An 18105-nucleotide genomic window follows, 5' to 3' on the forward strand; every position below is an offset into this window, starting at 1 on the left:
GGCTGGTTGGGCACGTTGGTGCCGCCGGTGAGGGCGAAGAAGACGTCGTCGAGGTCGGGGGTGTGCACGGTCAGCTCGTCGGCCTCGATGCCGGCCGTGTCCAGCCAGTCCAGGAGGGAGCGCAGTTCGCGCTGGCTGCCGTCGCTGGGGATCTGCAGGGCCAGGGCCTCGTCGTCCCGGGTGACCTCGCGCAGGGCGGTGGCGGCGGCCTGGTAGGCGGTCGGGTCGGTGAAGCGGAGCCGGACGTGTCCGCCGGGGATGAGGCGCTTGAGTTCCTCGGCGGTGCCCTCGGCGGCGATCTTGCCGTCGTTGAGGACGGCGATGCGGTCGGCGAGTTCGTCGGCCTCCTCCAGGTACTGGGTGGTGAGGAAGACGGTGGTGCCGCCGGTGACGAGTTCGCGGATGATCTGCCACATGTTGTGCCGGGAGCGGGGGTCGAGGCCGGTGGTCGGCTCGTCGAGGAAGATGATCCGCGGGTCGCCGACCAGGGTCATGGCGATGTCCAGGCGGCGCTTCATGCCGCCGGAGTAGGTGGAGGCGGGCTTCTTCGCGGCCTCGGTCAGGTCGAAGCGTTCCAGGAGTTCGGCGGTGACCCGGCGGCCCTCGCTGCGGGAGAGGTGGTGCAGGTCGGCCATGAGGAGCATGTTCTCCTCGCCGGTGATCAGGCCGTCCACCGCGGAGAACTGGCCGGTGACACCGATCGCGGCGCGTACGGCCTGCGGGTCGGCGGCCAGGTCGTGACCCGCCACCTGGGCCTGTCCGCCGTCGGCGGAGATGAGCGTGGACAGGATCTTCACGGCGGTGGTCTTGCCGGCCCCGTTCGGCCCCAGCAGCGCGAACACGGACCCCGCCGGGATGCGCAGGTCGATGCCGTCGAGGACGGCCTTGTCACCGTACGACTTGCGCAGACCGACGGCGGAGACGGCGACCGGTGACGGGTGACCGTCCCCTCGCCTGGACGTGGGCATGACAGATGAAGGCATGGAGCCCTCCCGTTCGAGGGTGTGTTGGCTGGGTGTGGGCGGGCGAGCGAGGTCGCGGGGTGCGTACTCAGACGCGGGCGCGGCGGACGTCGATGTTGCCGTACCGGGTGCGGGCGCGGATCTGGACGGTGTCCTCGGTCTGCTCCGGGGTGTCGGAGGCGGTGAGCCCGTTGCGCACCTGACCGGCGCCCGAATGGACGTCGAGCCAGGCGGCCGTGCCCTCGCGGACGCCGACCTCGATGGCGCCGTAGGAGGTCTCCAACTGCACGGTGCCACGGGCCACTTCGCCCACCCGCAGGGCGCCGTGGGCGGTGGTCGCGGTGACCGAGCCCTCGGCGCGCGCGATGTCGATGTCGCCGTTGGCGCCGCTCACCCGCAGCTCGCCGGTCGCGGCGCCGACGGTGGTGGTGCCGTGCGAGTTCTTCAGCACGGCCGTGCCGTCGACGAGGCCGACGCGCATGCTGCCGGAGCTGGTGGTGATCTCGGCCGGGCCCTCGACGCGGTCCACGGTGATCGAGCCGTGCGACGCGGTCAGCTTCAGCGGGCCGGTCGCATCGAGCCGGACGTCTCCGGCGGAGGTCTTCACCCGGACCTCGCCGAGCCGGCCCTCGCCGAGGACCTGGGTCCAGGCGCCCGTCATGTCGATCCGCGAGCCGGTGGGCAGTTCGACCGTCACGTCGACGGTGCCGGTGCGGCCGAACAGGCCGGGCTTGGGCGTCCTGACGGTCAGTGCGCCGTTCGCGCAGGTGACCTCGGTCTGGTCGGCCGCCCGCACGTCCAGGTCCTTCTTCGGGTCGCGGGGCCGCACCTCGACGACGGTGTCGAGTCGGTCGCCCGCGGTGAACTGGATGGAACCGGCGTCCACGTGTGCGGTGACAGCGATCGGTTCGGGAGTGTCGAAAGAAGGCATGGCTGTCCCGTCCTCCTGGGTCTTCGGGACGTCCCCCCTGGTGGGACGCGGTGTGAGTGGAGTGGTGCGGGTGGTGCCCGGTGGTGTGGGTCGTGCCCGGTGGTGCCGGTGGCGCCGGCGAGCGGCGGGGCTAGCGCACCCAGCCCGTGAAACTCTGGCCGACGGTCTGGGTCTTCTCCGTCGTACGCGGCCGTGTGCCGCCGTCGAGCGCGGCCGCCACGGCCCGTACCAGCCACGCGTTGACCGACAGCCCCTCGCGGCTCGCCGCCTCCTCGGCGCGCGCCTTGAGGTGGGCCGGCAGGCGCAGATTGACGCGGGCGGTGCCACCCTCGTCACCCTCGGCCGGGGCCGGGGTCTTCAGCGGTTCGGCGGCCGTGGCCGGCTCCGCGGGCGCGGCGCCGCCGGCGGGCGGCGGCGTCACCACGAAGTCGGGGTCGAGCCCGCGCAGCCGTACATCGACCGAGCCGGGGGCGAGCTCGCGGGTGACCTCGTCCATGGCGGCGGAGAGCACGCCGAGCATGGTCAGGCGGGTCGCCGACTCCAGAGGAGCGGTGAGCCTCTCGGCCAGTGCGCGGGCTTCGTCGCCTCCGGCTTCGGCGGCCACCGCGAGTTCGCGGCGGAGGGTGTCGACATACGGCGTGAGGTCCATGACGCCATCATGGCACCATAATGGTGCCATGCGCAAGCCCTGATGGCACCCCACGGTGAGCCGTCCACCGGGGAACGCTCTGACCTGCGGAGACTCGAAATTGGCGGCCCGGATGGCGGCGGCACCAGCACCTCAACGCGCCCCTAGCTGCATCGAGTGGCACCACTCGGCGCCACTTGGCGCCATCTGGCACCACTCGATGCCATCTGGCGCCACGCACGGCGTCACTCGCAGAACACCCGCACCTTGCCCTCGGGATCGTCGACGTCGACGACGACATCGTCGAGCTGCTCGACGAGCTCTTCGAGGTGCTGCTGCTTGAGCTCGCTGAGGTCGACCGGCACCCCTGACTTGCGCAGCTCCGCGTTGACCTTGGTGAGCGCCTGCGGAGGGATGAGGCTGGTGAGCCGGACCCCGGCGCGCAGCAGCTGGAGCGGGATCCGGATGTTGACCCGGCTCGACCCGTCGCCGCCCGAGTCGTCCGACCTGGCGGCGCTGTTCGAGTCGGGCCGACACGGCGAGGAGCAGCAGCGGTGACAGCACGAGCGCCACCGGCACGACAGGGACGTACAGCCGCAGCCGGCGTCCACTGGGTCCGCGACAGCGAACCGTCAGATCCGCCTCAGGCGGGCCTTGATCGTCGGGTAGCTCACCCCGAAGATCCGCTCCATCTCCTTGAACGAACCGTGCGACCGCACGAACGCGGCGGCGAAGACCTGGTCGTCGACGCTGAGGCAGCAGGTCAGAGACGCGTCGAGGCCCCCCGTCGTCCGAACGGGGGGCCTCTTGCGTGATGCCGGCCGTCAGGACCGGTGGCGGATCGCGGTGACGTCGAACTCCAGCAGCACCTTGGGGCTGATCAGGACGGCGGTCGCGGCGTTCCAGTTCACGCCCCAGTCGTTGCGGTCGATCACGACGCCGCCCTTGAAGCCGACCCGGAGGTCTCCCTGCGGGTCGGTCCCGCCGCCGGTCAGCTCGACGTCGAGGGTGACCGGTCTGGTCGCACCGCGGACGGTCAGGTCACCGGTGACCTTGTAGTCGGTCTGGTCGACCTGCTTCACCTCGGCCGAGGTGAAGGTGATGACCGGATGGTCGTCCAGGCCCAGGAACATGCCGCGCAGCAGGTCGTCGCGTCGCGGGTTGCGGGTCTGGATGCTGTGTGCCCTGATCACGAGCCGTGCGCTGGACTTCGACGGGTGGTCGCCGTCCAGGTGGGCGTCGCCCTCGAAGTCGTCGAAGTGCCCGCGCACCCTGGTGGCCATCGCGTGCCGGGCGACGAACCCGATGCGGGTGCGGGCGGTGTCGAGGACGTAGTCGCCGGTCAGATCGCTGAGCCCGGTCATCCGAACTGGCCGGGCTGGTAGTCGCCCGCGGGGCGCTGGGTGATGACGTTCAGGCGGTTGAGGGCGTTGATGAGCGCGATGATCGTCACCAGGGCGGCGAGCTCGTCCTCGTCGTAGTGCTTGGCCGCGTTCGCCCAGACCTCGTCGGGGACACCGCCGGCGGCGTCGGCGATGCGCGTGCCCTGCTCGGCCAGCTCCAGGGCGGCGCGCTCGGCGTCGGTGAACACCGTGGCCTCGCGCCAGACGGCGACCAGGTGGAGGCGCTGCGGGGTCTCCCCGGCGTGCAGGGCGTCCTTGGTGTGCATATCGACGCAGAAGCCGCAGCCGTTGATCTGACTGGCGCGGAGCAGCACCAGTTCCCGCGTCGTGGCCGGCAGCGTGGAGTCCGCGAGCGCCTTGCCCGCCGAGACGATGTGCTTCAGGGCTGTGCCCGATACCGGGTTGGCGAAGAAGTCGAGACGGAAGTCCACAGTGATCTCCTTTTTCCTGCTCGGAGCGGGAGCGGTCGCGTCCCGGCAGTACGACGAAGCAGCCGTACGGAATGTGAGGCGACATGTGAGGCGACGCGCCCGGGTCACATTCCGGAGGGCTGTCTCGTCGTACTGGGGACGGCAGAGGCGGCCAAAGGAGCGGCGACACCATGAAGACCCAGTACGAGGCGGAAGACGGAACGCCGGATCCGGGCCTGAGCGCGATCATGAGCGAGCGGCGTCAGCTGATCAATCTCGCGTACCGGCTGCTCGGCTCGCTGGCCGACGCCGAGGACGTGGTGCAGGAGACGTACACCCGCTGGTACGCGATGTCCCCGCAGCAGCAGAGGGCCATCGAGGCGCCCGGCGGCTGGCTGACGAGGGTCGCGAGCCGCATCTGCCTCGACCAGCTCGGCTCGGCGCGGGCCAGGCGGGAGCGTTACGTGGGTGAGTGGATCCCGGAGCCGCTGCCCGGTTCGCCGGAGTGGACCGGCGGGCGGCCGGAGGCGAGGACGGCCGACCCGGCCGACCGCGTCACCCTCGACGAGTCGGTCACCATGGCCTTCCTCATCGTGCTCGACTCGATGACACCGGCCGAACGGGTCGCGTTCGTCCTTCACGACGTCTTCCGTTACTCCTTCGCCGAAGTGGCCGAGATCGTCGGCCGCACCCCGGCGGCATGCCGCCAGCTGGCCTCCTCGGCCCGGCGCCGGGTCCGCGCGTCACGGGCTCCCGCGACTCCGGCCGCCCGGAGCGCCGACGTCGTACGGGACTTCAAGCAGGCGTGGGACGCCAAGGACATCGAGGCCCTCATCGGCCTCCTCGACCCCGGCGTGACGGCGATCGCCGACGGCGGTGGCCTCGTCAGCGCCGCCCTCCACCCGGTCGAGGGCAGCGAGGAGGTCGCGCGCTACCTGGTCGGTCTGACCGACCGGGCACCGGGCCTGGCGGTCGTGGAGCGCACGGTCAACGGTCAGCCCGGTCTGGTGCTGCAACTGGGCGGTGTCACCGCGGCGGTGATGTCCTTCGGCGTCAGCGGCGACCGGATCACGAACATCTGGGCGGTGCGCAACCCCGAGAAGCTCCGGCTCTGGACGAGCCGCTGAGGCCGGCCGGTCACCGGCCGGGGCCTCACGGCGACGGGCCACCTGCGGAGATCCGCAGGTGGCCCGTCGCCGCAGCCGAGCGGTGGCCGGCCTACCAGATGCCGGCCAGGCCCCACCACTCGCCGTCGGTCCGCTCGCCGGACGCCAGGAGGCCGTTGCCCAGGCCCCGGTAGGTGACCAGCCAGCCGAGGTGACCGGGGTAGCCGTCGATCTCGTACTTCTCGTTGGTCACGGCGGCGAGGTCGGGGCGCCCGTCGCCGGAGAAGTCGCCGACCGCGATGAGGTTGTCCATGGCGTTCCAGCCGCCGTTGCCGACGAGGACGCGTCCGCCGAGGGCGGCGGAGCGGCCCGGGTAGAGCCAGAGCTTGCCGGTGGACGCCTCACGGCCGTAGAGGTCGGGGCGGCCGTCGCCGTTCATGTCGCCGACGCCGGCGAGCGCGTTCATGGCGTTCCAGCCGCCGGTGCCGATCAGCTTGCGGGCGCCGAGGGTGCCGGTGGAGGTGCCGGGGTAGAGGTAGAGCCTGCCGGTGGACTTCTCGACCGCGACCAGGTCGGAGCGGCTGTCTCCGGTGAGGTCGCCCACGGCGGTGATCTTGCTCATGGCGTTCCAGCCGCCGGTGCCGATCAGCTTGCGGCTGCCGAGCGCGCCGGTGCCGGTGCCGGGGTAGAGCCAGAGCTTGCCGGTGGACGCCTCGCGGGCGATGACGTCCTCGCGGCCGTCCCGGCTGAAGTCGCCGTGCCGGGTCAGGGCGTTCATGGCGTTCCAGCCGCCCGAGCCGATGAGCCGGCCGCTGCCGTCGCCGGGGGCGAACCACAGCCGCCCGGCCTCGTCGCGGGCGATGACGTCGGCCTTGCGGTCGCCGTTCATGTCGCCGAAGCCCAGGGCCTTGGGCGAGGTCTCGGAGTACCAGCGCGGGTAGGCGGTCTGGCTGCACTCGCGCTCGGTGCGGACGAACTTGATCGAGCTGGTCGTCGCGGTCGGGTACGAGGAGTACTCGCCGGGGCCCGCGGGGTCCTCGGCGAAGTAGCCGCCCCACGGGACGTAGTTCTTGTCCTCGTAGACGCAGGCGATGGACTGTGAACGGTTGGTGTGCGAGCGGATCTTGTTGTCCCAGCTGCCCAGGTCCGCGACGCTCTTGTTGGTCTTGTACATCTGCCCGGTCGCGCTCTCCCCGGACCAGCCGCAGAAGTAGCCGGCCGGGCAGTCGTACACGTCCGCGGCCGCCGGAGCGGCGGTCACGGTGGCCAGGCCGGTGCCGGCGAGCACGAGGCCGGCGAGTGTCGCCACGCTCCGCGTGAAACGGTTCCCCATGTGGTGTGCTTCCCCTCCCTAGATGTGCGACGGCACCTTAACCCGCCCTGCGGACAGGATGGTCAGACCGCTCCCGCCGTGCGGGGCGGGAAGAGGCTGTCGTCCGGGGTGTGGCGGCGGCTCAGGGCCGTGAGCGTGAGGGTCGTCGCGAGAGAGGCGACGGACATCGCCGTCATCGCTGTGGCGGGGGACGTGAGTTGGGCCGTCGTGCCTGCCAGGGCCGCCGAGACGCCCTGCAGGGTGAGCATGCCGGCGGAGTGCAGTCCGAGGGCGTGGCCGGAGAGTTCGTCGGGGGTCAGGGCCACCAGGCGTTCCTGTTGTACGAGGCTCGCGCCGAAGCCGACCGAGGCCAGGGCGACCAGGACGGCCGCGAGGGGCAGCGGCGGGTGCAGGAAGAAGGCCAGGTACGGGGTGGCCAGGAGCAGCAGGAGCGGGATGCCGAGGCGGGGGCGGTACCGGGCCGGCAGCAGGCGGCCGATGGTCACGTCGCCGGCCAGCATGCCGAGCGCGGCGCAGGCGAAGAGGGTGCCCGCGGCACGGGGGTCGTAGGAGACGTACAGCGACTCGCAGCCGACGACCAGGCCGTTGGGGACCCACAGCGCCAGGTAGACGTGGCGGCGCGGCCGGGAGGACCACAGCAGGGCGTTGGCGCGCCAGGTGGCCGCCACGGACGGGCGGCCGGCGGTGCGCGGCGCGCGACGGGTCAGCAGGCGGGTGAAGCCGGCCGACACCACGTACAGGCCGGCCGCCAGCAGCAGGCACGTGCGCGGCGAGAGCAGGGTCACCAGGACGCCGCCGATCGCGTACCCGGCGATCTGCATGACGCCGTTCATCATGTTGAAGACCGAACGCCCGAGCAGGTAGCCGTCCTTGGAGAGGATCTCGTTCAGCAGGCCCCAGCGGACGCCGCCGCCGAGGGAGGCGATCAGGCCCTGGGCGAGGACGACGGCGAACATCGCCCAGACCGGCAGCCCGGGCAGCGCGAGGGCGGCGGTGGCGGCGGCGAAGGCTAGCGACATGCCGGTCAGCGTGGCCCGCGGCGGCAGCCGGTCGGCGCCGGAGAGGAAGAACGTCGCCCCCAGCACCTGCGCGAGCGACGGCCCGAACATGCTCACCGCGGACAGCAGCGGCGAGTCCGTCGCCCGGTACACCAGTGTGCCGAGGGCCAGGCCGCTCACCGTCTGGGCGGCGATGCCGGCCGAGGAGGACAGGAAGAGGGGCGTGAATTCCGGGGTGCGGAAGAGGTCTCCGTAGCCTTTGCGGCTCGGGGCGTCGCTCGCTACGTCGCTCGTGTCGTCGCTCGCGGGACTGCGCGTGTCGTCGGTCTTGTCGGGCATGCGGGGAGTCTCCGGCGGCCGCAGAAGCGGGCGTTACTGTTTCGCGGGTACGCGAAACACGGAGGTCGGGCATGGGCTGGTGGCAGGTCAACGCCGACACGCTCGCCCGCAGCCGGTTCGTGCTCTCACCGCTCGCCGAGACCTTCGCCTGTCTGAAGCTGCTGCACGCCGGCGTGGCCGCGCACCCCGGTGAGCGCACCTGGCTCGACGCCCACCTGCCCGGCTACCGGCGGTGGCTGGCGGCGGACCCGGTGACCGCGCTCCTCGTCCGCTCCGGACTCGGCAGGGAGTGGATCGCCGACTTCCTCACCCCCACCCCGCGCGAGGGCGAGTCCTTCGAGGCCGGCGTCGCACGGGTCCGGGCGGCCCGCCCCGCCGAGGCCCGCGCCCATCTCGCCGTCTCACTCGCCGGCCCGCTCCCGGCCGCCCTCGACGGCCGGGACGACCTGCCCGAGCGCGCCGCCACGCTGCTGGAGTACGTCTGGTCCGAGGCCGTACTTCCGTACTGGGACCGGCGCCGCCGCGTCCTGGAGGCCGATGTCGTCGCCCGTACGGCCCAGGTGAGCCGGGGTGGCTGGGTGGCCGTCCTGGACGCGCTGCGGCCGGGCACGCGGTGGCTCGGCGACAACCGGCTCCAGGTCAACCTCCACGAGTACCCGCCGCGCGAGATCTCCGGTGCCGAACTGGTCCTCGTACCGATCACCCCGCAGCGGCACGGCTGGGTGTCCTGGGAGGAGACCGAGCGGTACGCCGTCGTCTACCCGTGCGCCGGTGTCCTCGCCGACGGCGGCGCACAGGCCGCACCCGCGGCCCTGGGCGCACTGCTGGGACCGGCCCGCGCGGCCGTGCTGATGCTGCTCGGCTCCCCCATGAGCACCAGCCAGCTGGTCGCCGTGACCGGGCAGGGCCTCGGCTCGGTGGGGCGGCATCTGAAGGTGCTCCGGGAGGCGGGGCTGGTGGAGCGGCGCCGGGCGGGCCACTCGGTGCTGTACTCGCGCACCGCGGCCGGGGAGGTGCTCGTCGAGGCGGGCCGGGCCGGCGCTGTCACACCGCGGGACGACAGGGCCTAGCATCCGCCCCATGACGACCTCACCGAACGCAGCGCACGACGGCATCTCTCCCCTCGACGTCGAGATCGGCTCCCTCCTGGGCGGCCCGGCGGACCTCCGGCAGTACGCGGGCCGGGTCGTACTGGTGGTCAACGTGGCCTCCAAGTGCGGGCTGACCCCGCAGTACTCCGGCCTGGAGCGGCTGCACGAGCGGTACGCGGAGCAGGGCTTCACCGTGCTCGGCGTGCCGTGCAACCAGTTCATGGGCCAGGAGCCGGGCAGCGCCGACGAGATCGCCGAGTTCTGCTCGGCGACGTACGGCGTGACCTTCCCGATGACCGAGAAGGTCGACGTCAACGGGGAGGGCCGGCACCCGCTGTACGACCGGCTGACCGGCTTCGCCGACGCCGGCGGACACAGCGGGGACATCCGCTGGAACTTCGAGAAGTTCCTGATCGGACGGGACGGCAAGGTCGCCGCCCGGTTCTCGCCCCAGACCGAGCCGGAGGCCGCCGAGGTCGTGGCGGCCGTCGAGGAGCGGCTGGCCGGTTGACCTTCCCCCAGGGGCAGGGCTCAGTGTCCTGGTCGCCGGGCGGGAAGGACCGCCCGGTGACGGAGGACGACGACGGCGTGGACAGCGACGTGAACGACGGCGTGGACAGCGACGTGAACGACGGCGCGAACGACGGCGTGAACGACGGCTTGCTCACCATCGGGGCGTTCGCCGCGCGGGCCCGGCTGTCGGCCAAGGCCCTGCGGCTGTACGACCGCCTGGGCCTGCTGGTGCCCGCGTCCGTGGACGAGGCGACCGGCTACCGGTACTACCGCTGCGACCAGATCGAACGCGCCCGGCTCGTCGCCCTGCTGCGCCAGCTGGACATGCCGCTCGCCACGGTCGCCGAGGTCGTGGCGGCCGAGGGACCGGAGGCGGTCGGTGTACTCACCGCGTACTGGGCGGGCGTCGAGGAGCGGGTGGCCGGGCAGCGCACGCTCGCCGAGTACCTCCGTGGACGACTGTCGGGGAGGAGCTCCGAGATGTACGGGAAGTTCGTGGTCGAGACGGTGGACGTGCCCGAGCAGGTGGTGATCACCGAGACGCGGCACACGCTGGTGGAGGAGTTGCCGGCGTGGATCGGTGCCTCGCTGGGGCGGCTGGAGGAGGCCGCCCGGGTGTGCGGGGGCGTGACGGCGGCGCCGTTCGTCGTCTACCACGCCGAGGTGTCGATGGAGAGCGACGGCCCCGCGGAGGCGTGCGTGCCGGTCGCCGACGAGGCGGCGGCGCGGGCGTGGGCCGAGGAGCACGGCCGGGCCTGGGCCGTGCGGGTGCGGGTGGAGCCGGCCCGGCGGCTGGCCCGCACCCGGATCACCAAGGCGCAGGTCGCCCATCCGCAGATCATGGCCGCCTTCGAGGCGGTGGAGGAGTGGATCGCCGCCGAGGGCCTGACGCCGGACGGACCGTGCCGGGAGGTGTACTTCGCCGACTGGGAGGCGGCCGGCGCGGAGGATCCGGTGTGCGACGTGGCCTTTCCGGTGAGGTGAGGCGAGGGAAGCCGTGAGGTGAGGGGAGCCGCGAAGTGAACAGAGCCCTCTCGGCTAGGACGGCGATCTGGTCGAGAGGGCTCTGCCGGCGGCGGGTTGGTGGTTGTGGTGGGTTCGTGGCCGGGGGGCCGCGGGGTCGTTACCCCTTGACCGAGGCCACGAAGGCGTTCCACGCGTCGGCGGGGAACGCCAGGACGGGACCCTCGGGGACCTTGGAGTCACGGACGGCCAGTGCCGTCACGACCGGGGACTTGACCTCGACGCACGCGCCGTTTCCTCCGGAGTAGGAGGACTTGGTCCATGACTCCGTGGCGCCCTGAAGAATTGCCATGTCTGCTCCGATGGCGAGTTGCTGAGTTGTGTCGCCGCGCCGCAGTCCCGCTGGGGATCCGCAGCGCGGTTCACGCCAATGTCGTGTGATCGTTGGCGTGATCGACGCTACTCGCTGCCCTCCGCGTTCGGAGCAGCCATTCACTCGACCGGATGGCATATTCCAGGTGAGACTTCCAGCCCGGCCGGTCAGAGGTGTAGCATCCGGCGCCACCCGGCCGGCGGCCTCACCGGGCGTAGTCCTTCGCCACGTCCTCGATGAGCTGACGCGACTGCTCCACGTTCAGCGCCTGGGCCCGCAGATGCTCGTACATCACCGTGTACTTCTGCACGTCGTGCGCCTTCTCCAGGTACAGGTCGCTGGTCACGCCCTCGATGTAGACCACGCTCGAGTCGGCCGCGTCGGCGAACTCCAGGATCGAGTACTGCCCGTTGATGCCCGGGTGCGCGCCCACGTCGAAGGGCAGCACCTGCACGGTGATGTGCGGCAGCTGCGACAGCTCGGCGACGTGCTCCAGCTGCTCGCGCATCACCTGACGGCCGCCCACCACCCGGCGCAGGGCGGCCTCGTCGAGGACCACCCACAGCCGGAGCGGGTTGCTGTCGGAGGAGATGCGCTCCTGCCGCCGTATCCGCACCTGGACCCGCTTTTCGATGTCGGCCACCGAGGTCTCGGGCAGAGCGCCCTGGATCAGCGCCTCGGCGTACGGCCGGGTCTGGAGCAGTCCGGTGATGATCTGGGGTTCGTACGTCCGCAGCGACTCCGCGTCCGTCTCCAGACCGATGTAGACGCTGTACGGGATGTCCCCGAAGGCGTGCCACCAGCCCTGCTGGCGCGAGTCCTTCGCCATCTGCATCAGCGAGTCGACGATGCGCTGGTCCTCGACCTCGTACACCCCGCACAGGTCGCGGACGTCGCGCTGGCTGATGCTGCGCCGGCCGTTCTCCAGCCGGCTGATCTTCGACTGGGAGACCAGCAGCCGCTCCGCCACCTCCTCGGCCGTCATGCCCTTGAGCTCGCGGAGCCGGCGCAGCTCCTGGCCCAGCCGGCGCCGCCTGACGGTGGGATTGACATTGGACGCCACGGGACGTGCACCTCCGGCTGCGTGCCTCGTACTTGCCACTTTGCGTATCTGCTGCTGAGCAGACTGCCACCAAGGGGCTTTCTACCGCTGGCAAACGGTCGATATGCGCCGCGTACACGCCAGTTCGGAGCCGCACAGGGACCGAACAGGACCGCACAGACGACCGCGCGGGGCGGCGGAACCGTTTCGCCACGTCCGGACTGGTCCGGACGTACGAGCGGTCCTGTCGCCCCGCGCGGCCTGCGGCTCCCGTGACCGGGTCTCGGGGACTGTCGGGTGCGGCGTGGTGCTTTCCGTGGTCGCCGCGGCCTCAGTGGGCCACGGCACGCGCCATGGAACCGCGGCGCGGTTGCGCCGGAACACCGCGGGCGGGTTCCGGAGCCGGCCTGGCGGCCGCGGCCTGACGGCCGGCCGGTGCCGGGCTGCGGCGCGGCTGAGCGGCCGCACCGTTCTGGACGTCCATCACGGCGTGCGCCACGAGGCCGCCCATCGGGTCGTGCCTGATCAGGTCACGCAGCCGGGAACGGGACGAACGGCCCTCGTTGCCCGGGTAGAGGTGCTTGCCGAGACCGACCGCGTGGGCCAGTGCGGCGAGCGCCGCGGTCCGCGGGTCCGGCGGTACGCCGGTGCGGATCGCCGAGTCCAGCCGGGCCCTGATCTCCCGGCTGATCGCCGTGTCCGTCGCCTGGTAGCGAGTCGTCGGCAGCACCCCGCACATCTGGCCTTCCACGGCGTGCACCATGCCGCACCGTTCCAGATGTGAGAGGTAGGTCTGACGGAGCCCCAGGCGGGGTCCGCCGATCCAGTTGACCGCCCGTACGGGAGCGCCACGCCTTCGCAGCAACTCCAACGCGCAGTCCAGTGTCGGATCTCCAGTCGGCCGTGGCACCACCACGGCGATACGATCCCCGTCTGGGGCTATCCGTCCGGCCAGCGCCAGCTCCACCAGCTGTGCTCCGGCCAGACCCAGGTCGAGCGACTGCGGCTGTGCAGTGGTACCCGTGGTCGGGTCCAGTGCCAGCAGCAGAAGCTCCTCCGGAAGTGTTCTGCGGCTCCTGCCCATCCATGCCTCCCCGCGTGGATGAATGACAGGGTGACCCCTCTCACATTGGTCTGTCGAGGGTGCGTGACCGGTTCGTAAGGGAACCGGTAGGTATGTCGTTCTCGTCTACCGCATGGGTTCTACCCGTACACAGGACACTGGTACATGGTTCGGTTCGCGGTTCGGTACGCGCGCACAGGACGTGCGCGCATGGAGGAGGCATCGGTGGCGGGCGAGTCCCCCGACAGGTCGAAGCAGCGCGAGTCGTCGGAAGAACCGACGTCGGGGAGCGCGGGTCCGGTTCCCGAGGCCAGGACAGAGGCGAGTGAGACGCGCGATCCGCGGCTCGCGGTGACACGGGAGGCCGCCAAGTCGCCGGCGTCCGCCGCGGCCGCCGAGTCCCGCGGGGGCGTCGACACGGCGACGCGCGTGCTGTCCGTCCGCGACGCCGCGCCCGGCACCGGCACCGGCTCCGCGCCGGAGTCCGAGGCCCGGCCCGACGCCGGGGACGCCGATGCGGAGGGCACCGACGGCTCCGACGCCGGCACGCCGGCCGACGGCCGGCTGCGGGACGTCGTGGCGGCGTGGGTGACGTCCGCGGAGGAGCGTGCGGCCTCCCGGGCCGCGGGCCAGGCGGCCGCGACGAAGGCCGAGGAGGCCGAACAGGCGACGGACGACGCCGGGGACGAGGACGAGCCCGAGGCCGGTCAGCGGGCCGCGCAGGAGACGGAGACGTCGTCCGGCGCGCCCGGGCACACCGACGCCGCACAGGAGCCCGCGGACGCCGACGCCGACGCCCCTGGGGACGCCGGCGAGCCCGAGGCCGCGGAGGCCCCCGAGGCAGCCGGTACCGCCACGGACTCGGCCGACGACGCCGACGACGCGCCCACCGAGGACGACGAGCCCGGCGACAAGCCCGGCGCCGGTCCGAAGGCCGAGCCGGACGCCGCCGACGCCTCCGACGCCGCAGCCGACCGCACCGGCGTCGACCAGCCCACCACCGTCTTCAAGGCCGTACGCCCCTCCGCGCCCGCCGTCGACCAGCCGACGACCATGCTCAAGCTGGGCGGCGCCGTCGCGGAAGCGGCCAAGAAGGCCGAGCAGGCCAAGAACGCCGAGCAGGCCAAGAAGACCGAGCAGGCCGACAAGAGCAACAAGGCTGACAAAACCGACAAGGCCGACCGGCCCGAGGCGGACTCCGAGCGCACCAGCAAGTTCGTCGCGCTCAAGGACTTCGACGACCCGGCGAGCCGCAAGCCCCAGCGCCCCGACGCCGACAAGCCCGCCACGCCCGCCGCGCCCGCCTCCGGAGCCACCACCGCGCTCCCCCGGATCCGCACCGGCGTCACCGAGAACTACGCGCAGGCCGGCCCCGAGCGCACCACGCAGCAGCCGCTGCCGCCGAAGCCGCCGCTGGACCTGCTGGCGGAGCTGACCAACACCCCGCCGCCCCCGGAGACGCCGCTGCGCACGACGGTCCGCCGGGTCAAGATCTGGACCCCGCTGGTCATCCTGCTGGCGATCATCTTTGCGGTCGTACAGGCGGTCCGCCCGCTGCCGTCCCCCACGCTCACCCTCACCGGCAAGGCCAGCTACACGTTCGACGGCGACCAGCTCCAGTTGCCGTGGCCGGGCGAGGGCCAGGGCTGGATCGACGCCGACGGCGTCGGCACGATGGGCAACTTCGGCGAGCAGAAGCCCGTGGCCATCGGCTCGGTCGCCAAGACCATGACCGCGTACATCATCCTCCGGGACCACCCGCTGAAGCCGGGCGAGGAAGGCCCGAAGATCGAGATCGACGCGACGGCGGAGAAGGAGGGCGGCTACAACAAGGACGGCGAGTCCACGCTGGACACGGTCAAGGCGGGCGACACCCTCACCGAGAAGCAGGCCCTGTCGGCCGTCATGATCCCCTCCGCCAACAACATCGCGCGGCTGCTCGCGCGCTGGGACGCGGGCTCGGAGGCGGCGTTCGTCGAGAAGATGAACGCCACCGCGAAGGAACTGGGGATGACCGACACGAACTACACCGACCCCTCGGGCCTGAAGGAGACCACCGTCTCCACGGCCGAGGACCAGGTGAAGCTCGGCCGTGCGGCCGTCAAGATCCCGGCCATGGTCGCCATCACCAGCGCGGCGAGCTGGACCGACCCCTCCGGCAAGTACTGGACCAACTACAACGAGCTGCCGTACCGCATCGGCGCGATCGGCATCAAGACCGGCAGCACCACCGCGGCCGGGGGCAACCTGCTCTTCGCCTCCCGCAAGGAGGTCGACGGGCAGACGGTGACCGTCGTCGGCGCGATCCTCGGCCAGCACAAGCCGAAGATCCTGGAGACGGCCAACGCGGTCAGCAAGACCGCGCTGCTCGCCGCCGAGGAGGCGCTGACCTCGTCGACGATCCTGAAGAAGGGCGACGTGGTCGGCTACGTGGACGACCAGCTCGGCGGCCGTACGCCGGTCGTCGTCACCAAGGACGTCTCCGCCGTCGGCTGGGCCGGTCTGAAGGTGAAGCTGTCCCTCGCCCCCGGCTCCGTGCCGCACACCGCGAAGGCCGGCACGAAGGTGGGCACCCTCACCGTGGGTGACGGCACCAGCAGTGCGGTCAAGGTGCCCGTCGCCCTGCAGAAGGACCTCGCCGAGCCCGGCTTCACGAGCAAGCTGACCCGCCTGGGCTGAGCCCGGCCGAGCCCCGCGGCGAGCGTGCCGCGGGGCGCCCGCCGCATACGGGCGAGCCAGGCCGCGGGGGTGCGTGCTAGCGTCACGAATCGGGGCAAGGTCGCCGGTCGTGGGAACGCGGCCGTGAACGGTACGGAAACGGGACGCGGCCGAGAGCAGAACACGGGACACGGGGAGTGCCTTCAGGTGGCCACTGCGGAGCCGACACGCGCCGACGACGCCGATCAGGGCCCGGGAGCCGGCCCGCGAATATCCGCACCCTCGCCGAGCGGTGGGAGCGGCGGCGACGGGGGCCGCGACGGCGACCGCGCGCGGACGGCGGCTCCCGAGTCCGCCGCGAGGTCCGCGGCCCGGCGCCTGCGCGAGCGGGTGCTGCGCCATCCGGCCCTGTCCGTCACCGCCCTCGCCGGACTGCTCCACGTCGTCTGGTTCTTCACGTTCGCGAACAGTGGCGGCGATCTCGCGGCGCAGGACGCGTGGGCGGAGTTCGTCGGCCGCCATCCGGACTCGGCGTACAACCTCGCCTGGTACGGCGGCATGCACCCGGTGTCGTACAGCGTGGTCTCGCCGTACCTGATGTCCGTCCTCGGCGTCCGTACGACGCTGATGATCGCCGGGACCCTCTCGGCCGGCCTGCTCACCTTGATCCTGCTGCGCAGCCGTGCGGTGCGGAACCCGCTGTGGGCGTCGCTGGCCGGTCTGTTCGGGCTGCTGTGCAACGCGGTCTCGGGCCGGGTGACGTTCGGGCTGGGCACGATGTTCGCACTGGGTGCGGTCGCGGTCGTGTTCTGCTGGCCCTACCGGTGGCGCTACAAGCGCTGGGCCAAGGCCCTGTGCGCGGCGCCGCTGGCCGCGCTGGCGACGATGGCCTCACCGGTCGCGGGCCTGTTCGTGGGCCTGGTGGCGGTCGCGCTGTTCCTGCAGAAGCGCCGGCCGGGCGCCTGGGCGCTGGGGCTGGCGCCGAGCGCGGTCGTGGCGCTGTCGGCCTGGCTGTTCCCCTTCTCCGGCACGCAGCCGATGTCCTTCGGCTCGGCGTCCCTGCCGGTGCTCTACTCGGCCATCGTGTTCCTGGTCGTGCCGCGCACGTGGACGACCGTGCGGATCACGGCCGCGGTGTACGGGCTGGCCGTGCTGCTGGTCTGGCTGATCAGCTCCCAGATCGGCTCGAACGTCACGCGGCTGGCGATGCTGTTCGCCGGGGCCGCGCTGGTGGCCGCGCTGCCGTTCGCGGTGCCGCGGTCGCGCAAGTGGTACGCGATCGTGATCGCCTTCGTCGGTTTCGTCGGCTGGATCGGCTACAAGTCGGTCGACGACATCATCCACACCACCCCGCGCGCCTCCTGGGCGCGTGAGCTGGCCCCGCTCGTCAACGAGCTGCAGGAGGTCGGCGCGGAGAAGGGCCGTGTCGAGGTGGTCCCGGCCCGCTCGCACCGCGAGGCGTCCGCGCTCGCCCCGTACGTGAACCTGGCCCGCGGCTGGAACCGCCAGGCCGACATGGAACGCAACCCCCTCTTCTACGACGACACCCTGAACTCGGCGAACTACCACGAGTGGCTGGAGCGCTGGGCCGTGCACTTCGTCGTCCTGCCGAAGGACGAGCCGGACGGCGACGGCGGCGAGCGGGAGCGTGAGCTGGTCCAGCGGGGTCTGCCGTATCTGAAGCAGATCTGGGGCGACGCCAACTGGCAGCTGTTCCGGGTGACCGACCCGACGCCGCTGGCCGAGCCGAACGCGGTCGTCCAGCGGGCCGAGCAGGGCGAGTGGACGATCGACGTCAGGCAGGCCGGCCGCGTCCTCGTCCGCATCCCGTACTCGCCGTGGCTGTCCCTGGTGGACGCCGACGGCAAGAAGCTCCAGGCGCCCCAGGAGACCGAGGCCTCCAAGAACCGTCCCGACGAGGACTCGCCGAAGACGTACGAGAACGTCAACGGCTGCCTGACGGAGACGGAGGAGAGCGCCGAGGGCGACAAGTGGACGCTGCTGGTCGCCCCCGAGCCGGGCACCTACCGGCTGGCGGCCCCGTACACGCTGCCCCGGGGCACGCCGTGCCCGGACGAGCTGAAGTAGCCCGAACCACCGCGCCGGACGACGATATCGAGACACCCGCTTCCGGTTCACAGACATGAACCAAGGTCAGTGAGCCGAACCTTTTTACTCGCTCTTGACCTTCCGCTTCCTTGTCGTGCCTACGTCGTCGATCCCACGATGAGCGGGCACTTCGCGGCCTGCCACGCCCTCACCCCGCTCATGCGAAGTGCCAGCCTGCTGAGC

At 71.8% G+C, this 18105-nt stretch carries 18 protein-coding genes; 6 read left to right on the top strand and 12 right to left on the bottom strand.

The genetic code is table 11. The features are described 5' to 3' along the window. The 7 genes from H0H10_RS37485 to H0H10_RS37515 all read right to left on the bottom strand — a co-directional run. On the bottom strand, nt 1-983 hold a 983-nt coding region (locus H0H10_RS37485; protein WP_188185694.1), incomplete at its 3' end, for an ATP-binding cassette domain-containing protein. 67 nt (nt 984-1050) lie between these two features. Next, nucleotides 1051-1893 (bottom strand): DUF4097 family beta strand repeat-containing protein, encoded by an 843-nt coding sequence (locus H0H10_RS37490; RefSeq protein ID WP_188185695.1) that lies wholly within the window; start codon nt 1891-1893, stop codon nt 1051-1053. A 130-nt stretch (nt 1894-2023) separates the two neighbouring features. After that, nucleotides 2024-2542: a toxin-antitoxin system HicB family antitoxin gene (locus H0H10_RS37495; RefSeq protein WP_188185696.1), complete on the bottom strand. Its 519-nt coding sequence runs from the start codon at nt 2540-2542 to the stop codon at nt 2024-2026. A 224-nt stretch (nt 2543-2766) separates the two neighbouring features. Next, the gene (locus H0H10_RS37500; protein WP_309141995.1) at nt 2767-3132 is read right to left on the bottom strand and encodes a hypothetical protein; all 366 of its coding nucleotides are present in this window, start codon (nt 3130-3132) and stop codon (nt 2767-2769) included. A 21-nt stretch (nt 3133-3153) separates the two neighbouring features. After that, nucleotides 3154-3240, bottom strand: coding sequence for a DUF2089 family protein (locus H0H10_RS41020; protein ID WP_309142007.1), 87 nt, complete (start codon nt 3238-3240; stop codon nt 3154-3156). 105 nt (nt 3241-3345) lie between these two features. Continuing rightward, nucleotides 3346-3885, bottom strand: coding sequence for a YceI family protein (locus tag H0H10_RS37510; protein ID WP_188185697.1), 540 nt, complete (start codon nt 3883-3885; stop codon nt 3346-3348). Continuing rightward, complete coding sequence (locus H0H10_RS37515; protein WP_188185698.1) at nt 3882-4355, bottom strand: carboxymuconolactone decarboxylase family protein; 474 nt, start codon at nt 4353-4355, stop codon at nt 3882-3884. The genes H0H10_RS37510 and H0H10_RS37515 overlap by 4 nt, the downstream gene beginning before the upstream one ends. A 170-nt stretch (nt 4356-4525) precedes the next feature. Between H0H10_RS37515 and sigJ the strand changes: the two genes are divergently transcribed. Next, complete coding sequence (sigJ, locus tag H0H10_RS37520; RefSeq protein WP_188185699.1) at nt 4526-5461, top strand: RNA polymerase sigma factor SigJ; 936 nt, start codon at nt 4526-4528, stop codon at nt 5459-5461. Nucleotides 5462-5552: 91 nt separating this feature from the next. Here sigJ and H0H10_RS37525 read toward each other — a convergent pair whose 3' ends face one another. Both H0H10_RS37525 and H0H10_RS37530 read right to left on the bottom strand, forming a co-directional pair. Then, nucleotides 5553-6773 (bottom strand): FG-GAP-like repeat-containing protein, encoded by a 1221-nt coding sequence (locus tag H0H10_RS37525; protein WP_188185700.1) that lies wholly within the window; start codon nt 6771-6773, stop codon nt 5553-5555. Between the two features lie 62 nt (nt 6774-6835). Further along, nucleotides 6836-8110 carry an MFS transporter gene (locus H0H10_RS37530; protein ID WP_223181032.1) on the bottom strand — a complete coding sequence of 425 codons (1275 nt, stop codon included), beginning with the start codon at nt 8108-8110 and terminating at the stop codon, nt 6836-6838. A gap of 71 nt (nt 8111-8181) precedes the next feature. Between H0H10_RS37530 and H0H10_RS37535 the strand changes: the two genes are divergently transcribed. From H0H10_RS37535 to H0H10_RS37545, 3 genes are all read left to right on the top strand, one after another. Further along, the gene (locus H0H10_RS37535; protein ID WP_188185701.1) at nt 8182-9180 is read left to right on the top strand and encodes a helix-turn-helix domain-containing protein; all 999 of its coding nucleotides are present in this window, start codon (nt 8182-8184) and stop codon (nt 9178-9180) included. A 10-nt stretch (nt 9181-9190) separates the two neighbouring features. Further along, on the top strand, nt 9191-9712 hold the full coding sequence (locus tag H0H10_RS37540; protein WP_223181033.1) for a glutathione peroxidase: 522 nt from the start codon (nt 9191-9193) through the stop codon (nt 9710-9712). A gap of 89 nt (nt 9713-9801) precedes the next feature. Next, nucleotides 9802-10698, top strand: a complete 897-nt coding sequence (locus H0H10_RS37545; RefSeq protein ID WP_188185907.1) for a MerR family transcriptional regulator — start codon at nt 9802-9804, stop codon at nt 10696-10698. A gap of 139 nt (nt 10699-10837) precedes the next feature. Here the strand turns inward: H0H10_RS37545 and H0H10_RS37550 are convergent, their stop codons facing one another. From H0H10_RS37550 to H0H10_RS37560, 3 genes are all read right to left on the bottom strand, one after another. Beyond that, complete coding sequence (locus H0H10_RS37550; protein WP_188185702.1) at nt 10838-11029, bottom strand: DUF397 domain-containing protein; 192 nt, start codon at nt 11027-11029, stop codon at nt 10838-10840. 226 nt (nt 11030-11255) lie between these two features. Next, complete coding sequence (locus H0H10_RS37555) at nt 11256-12113, bottom strand: helix-turn-helix domain-containing protein (protein ID WP_188185703.1); 858 nt, start codon at nt 12111-12113, stop codon at nt 11256-11258. A 310-nt stretch (nt 12114-12423) separates the two neighbouring features. After that, nucleotides 12424-13176 (bottom strand): GOLPH3/VPS74 family protein, encoded by a 753-nt coding sequence (locus H0H10_RS37560; RefSeq protein ID WP_188185704.1) that lies wholly within the window; start codon nt 13174-13176, stop codon nt 12424-12426. 189 nt (nt 13177-13365) lie between these two features. On the opposite strand from H0H10_RS37560, the gene H0H10_RS37565 reads away from it, so the two are divergent. Both H0H10_RS37565 and H0H10_RS37570 read left to right on the top strand, forming a co-directional pair. Further along, nucleotides 13366-15834, top strand: a complete 2469-nt coding sequence (locus H0H10_RS37565; protein ID WP_188185705.1) for a D-alanyl-D-alanine carboxypeptidase family protein — start codon at nt 13366-13368, stop codon at nt 15832-15834. A gap of 186 nt (nt 15835-16020) precedes the next feature. Next, complete coding sequence (locus H0H10_RS37570; RefSeq protein WP_188185706.1) at nt 16021-17901, top strand: DUF8823 domain-containing protein; 1881 nt, start codon at nt 16021-16023, stop codon at nt 17899-17901. Nucleotides 17902-18105: the final 204 nt, after the last annotated feature.

It is taken from the genome of Streptomyces griseicoloratus, assembly GCF_014534645.1.
In the GTDB taxonomy this organism is placed as follows: domain Bacteria; phylum Actinomycetota; class Actinomycetes; order Streptomycetales; family Streptomycetaceae; genus Streptomyces; species Streptomyces griseicoloratus.

Coding starts and splice junctions, on each gene's coding strand:
- sigJ (WP_188185699.1), top strand. CDS start 4,526: ATGAAGACCCAGTACGAGGCGGAAGACGGAACGCCGGATCCGGGCCTG.
- H0H10_RS37540 (WP_223181033.1), top strand. CDS start 9,191: ATGACGACCTCACCGAACGCAGCGCACGACGGCATCTCTCCCCTCGAC.
- H0H10_RS37550 (WP_188185702.1), bottom strand. CDS start 11,029: ATGGCAATTCTTCAGGGCGCCACGGAGTCATGGACCAAGTCCTCCTAC.
- H0H10_RS37535 (WP_188185701.1), top strand. CDS start 8,182: ATGGGCTGGTGGCAGGTCAACGCCGACACGCTCGCCCGCAGCCGGTTC.
- H0H10_RS37530 (WP_223181032.1), bottom strand. CDS start 8,110: ATGCCCGACAAGACCGACGACACGCGCAGTCCCGCGAGCGACGACACG.
- H0H10_RS37525 (WP_188185700.1), bottom strand. CDS start 6,773: ATGGGGAACCGTTTCACGCGGAGCGTGGCGACACTCGCCGGCCTCGTG.
- H0H10_RS37560 (WP_188185704.1), bottom strand. CDS start 13,176: ATGGGCAGGAGCCGCAGAACACTTCCGGAGGAGCTTCTGCTGCTGGCA.
- H0H10_RS37510 (WP_188185697.1), bottom strand. CDS start 3,885: ATGACCGGGCTCAGCGATCTGACCGGCGACTACGTCCTCGACACCGCC.
- H0H10_RS37565 (WP_188185705.1), top strand. CDS start 13,366: ATGGAGGAGGCATCGGTGGCGGGCGAGTCCCCCGACAGGTCGAAGCAG.
- H0H10_RS37495 (WP_188185696.1), bottom strand. CDS start 2,542: ATGGACCTCACGCCGTATGTCGACACCCTCCGCCGCGAACTCGCGGTG.
- H0H10_RS37490 (WP_188185695.1), bottom strand. CDS start 1,893: ATGCCTTCTTTCGACACTCCCGAACCGATCGCTGTCACCGCACACGTG.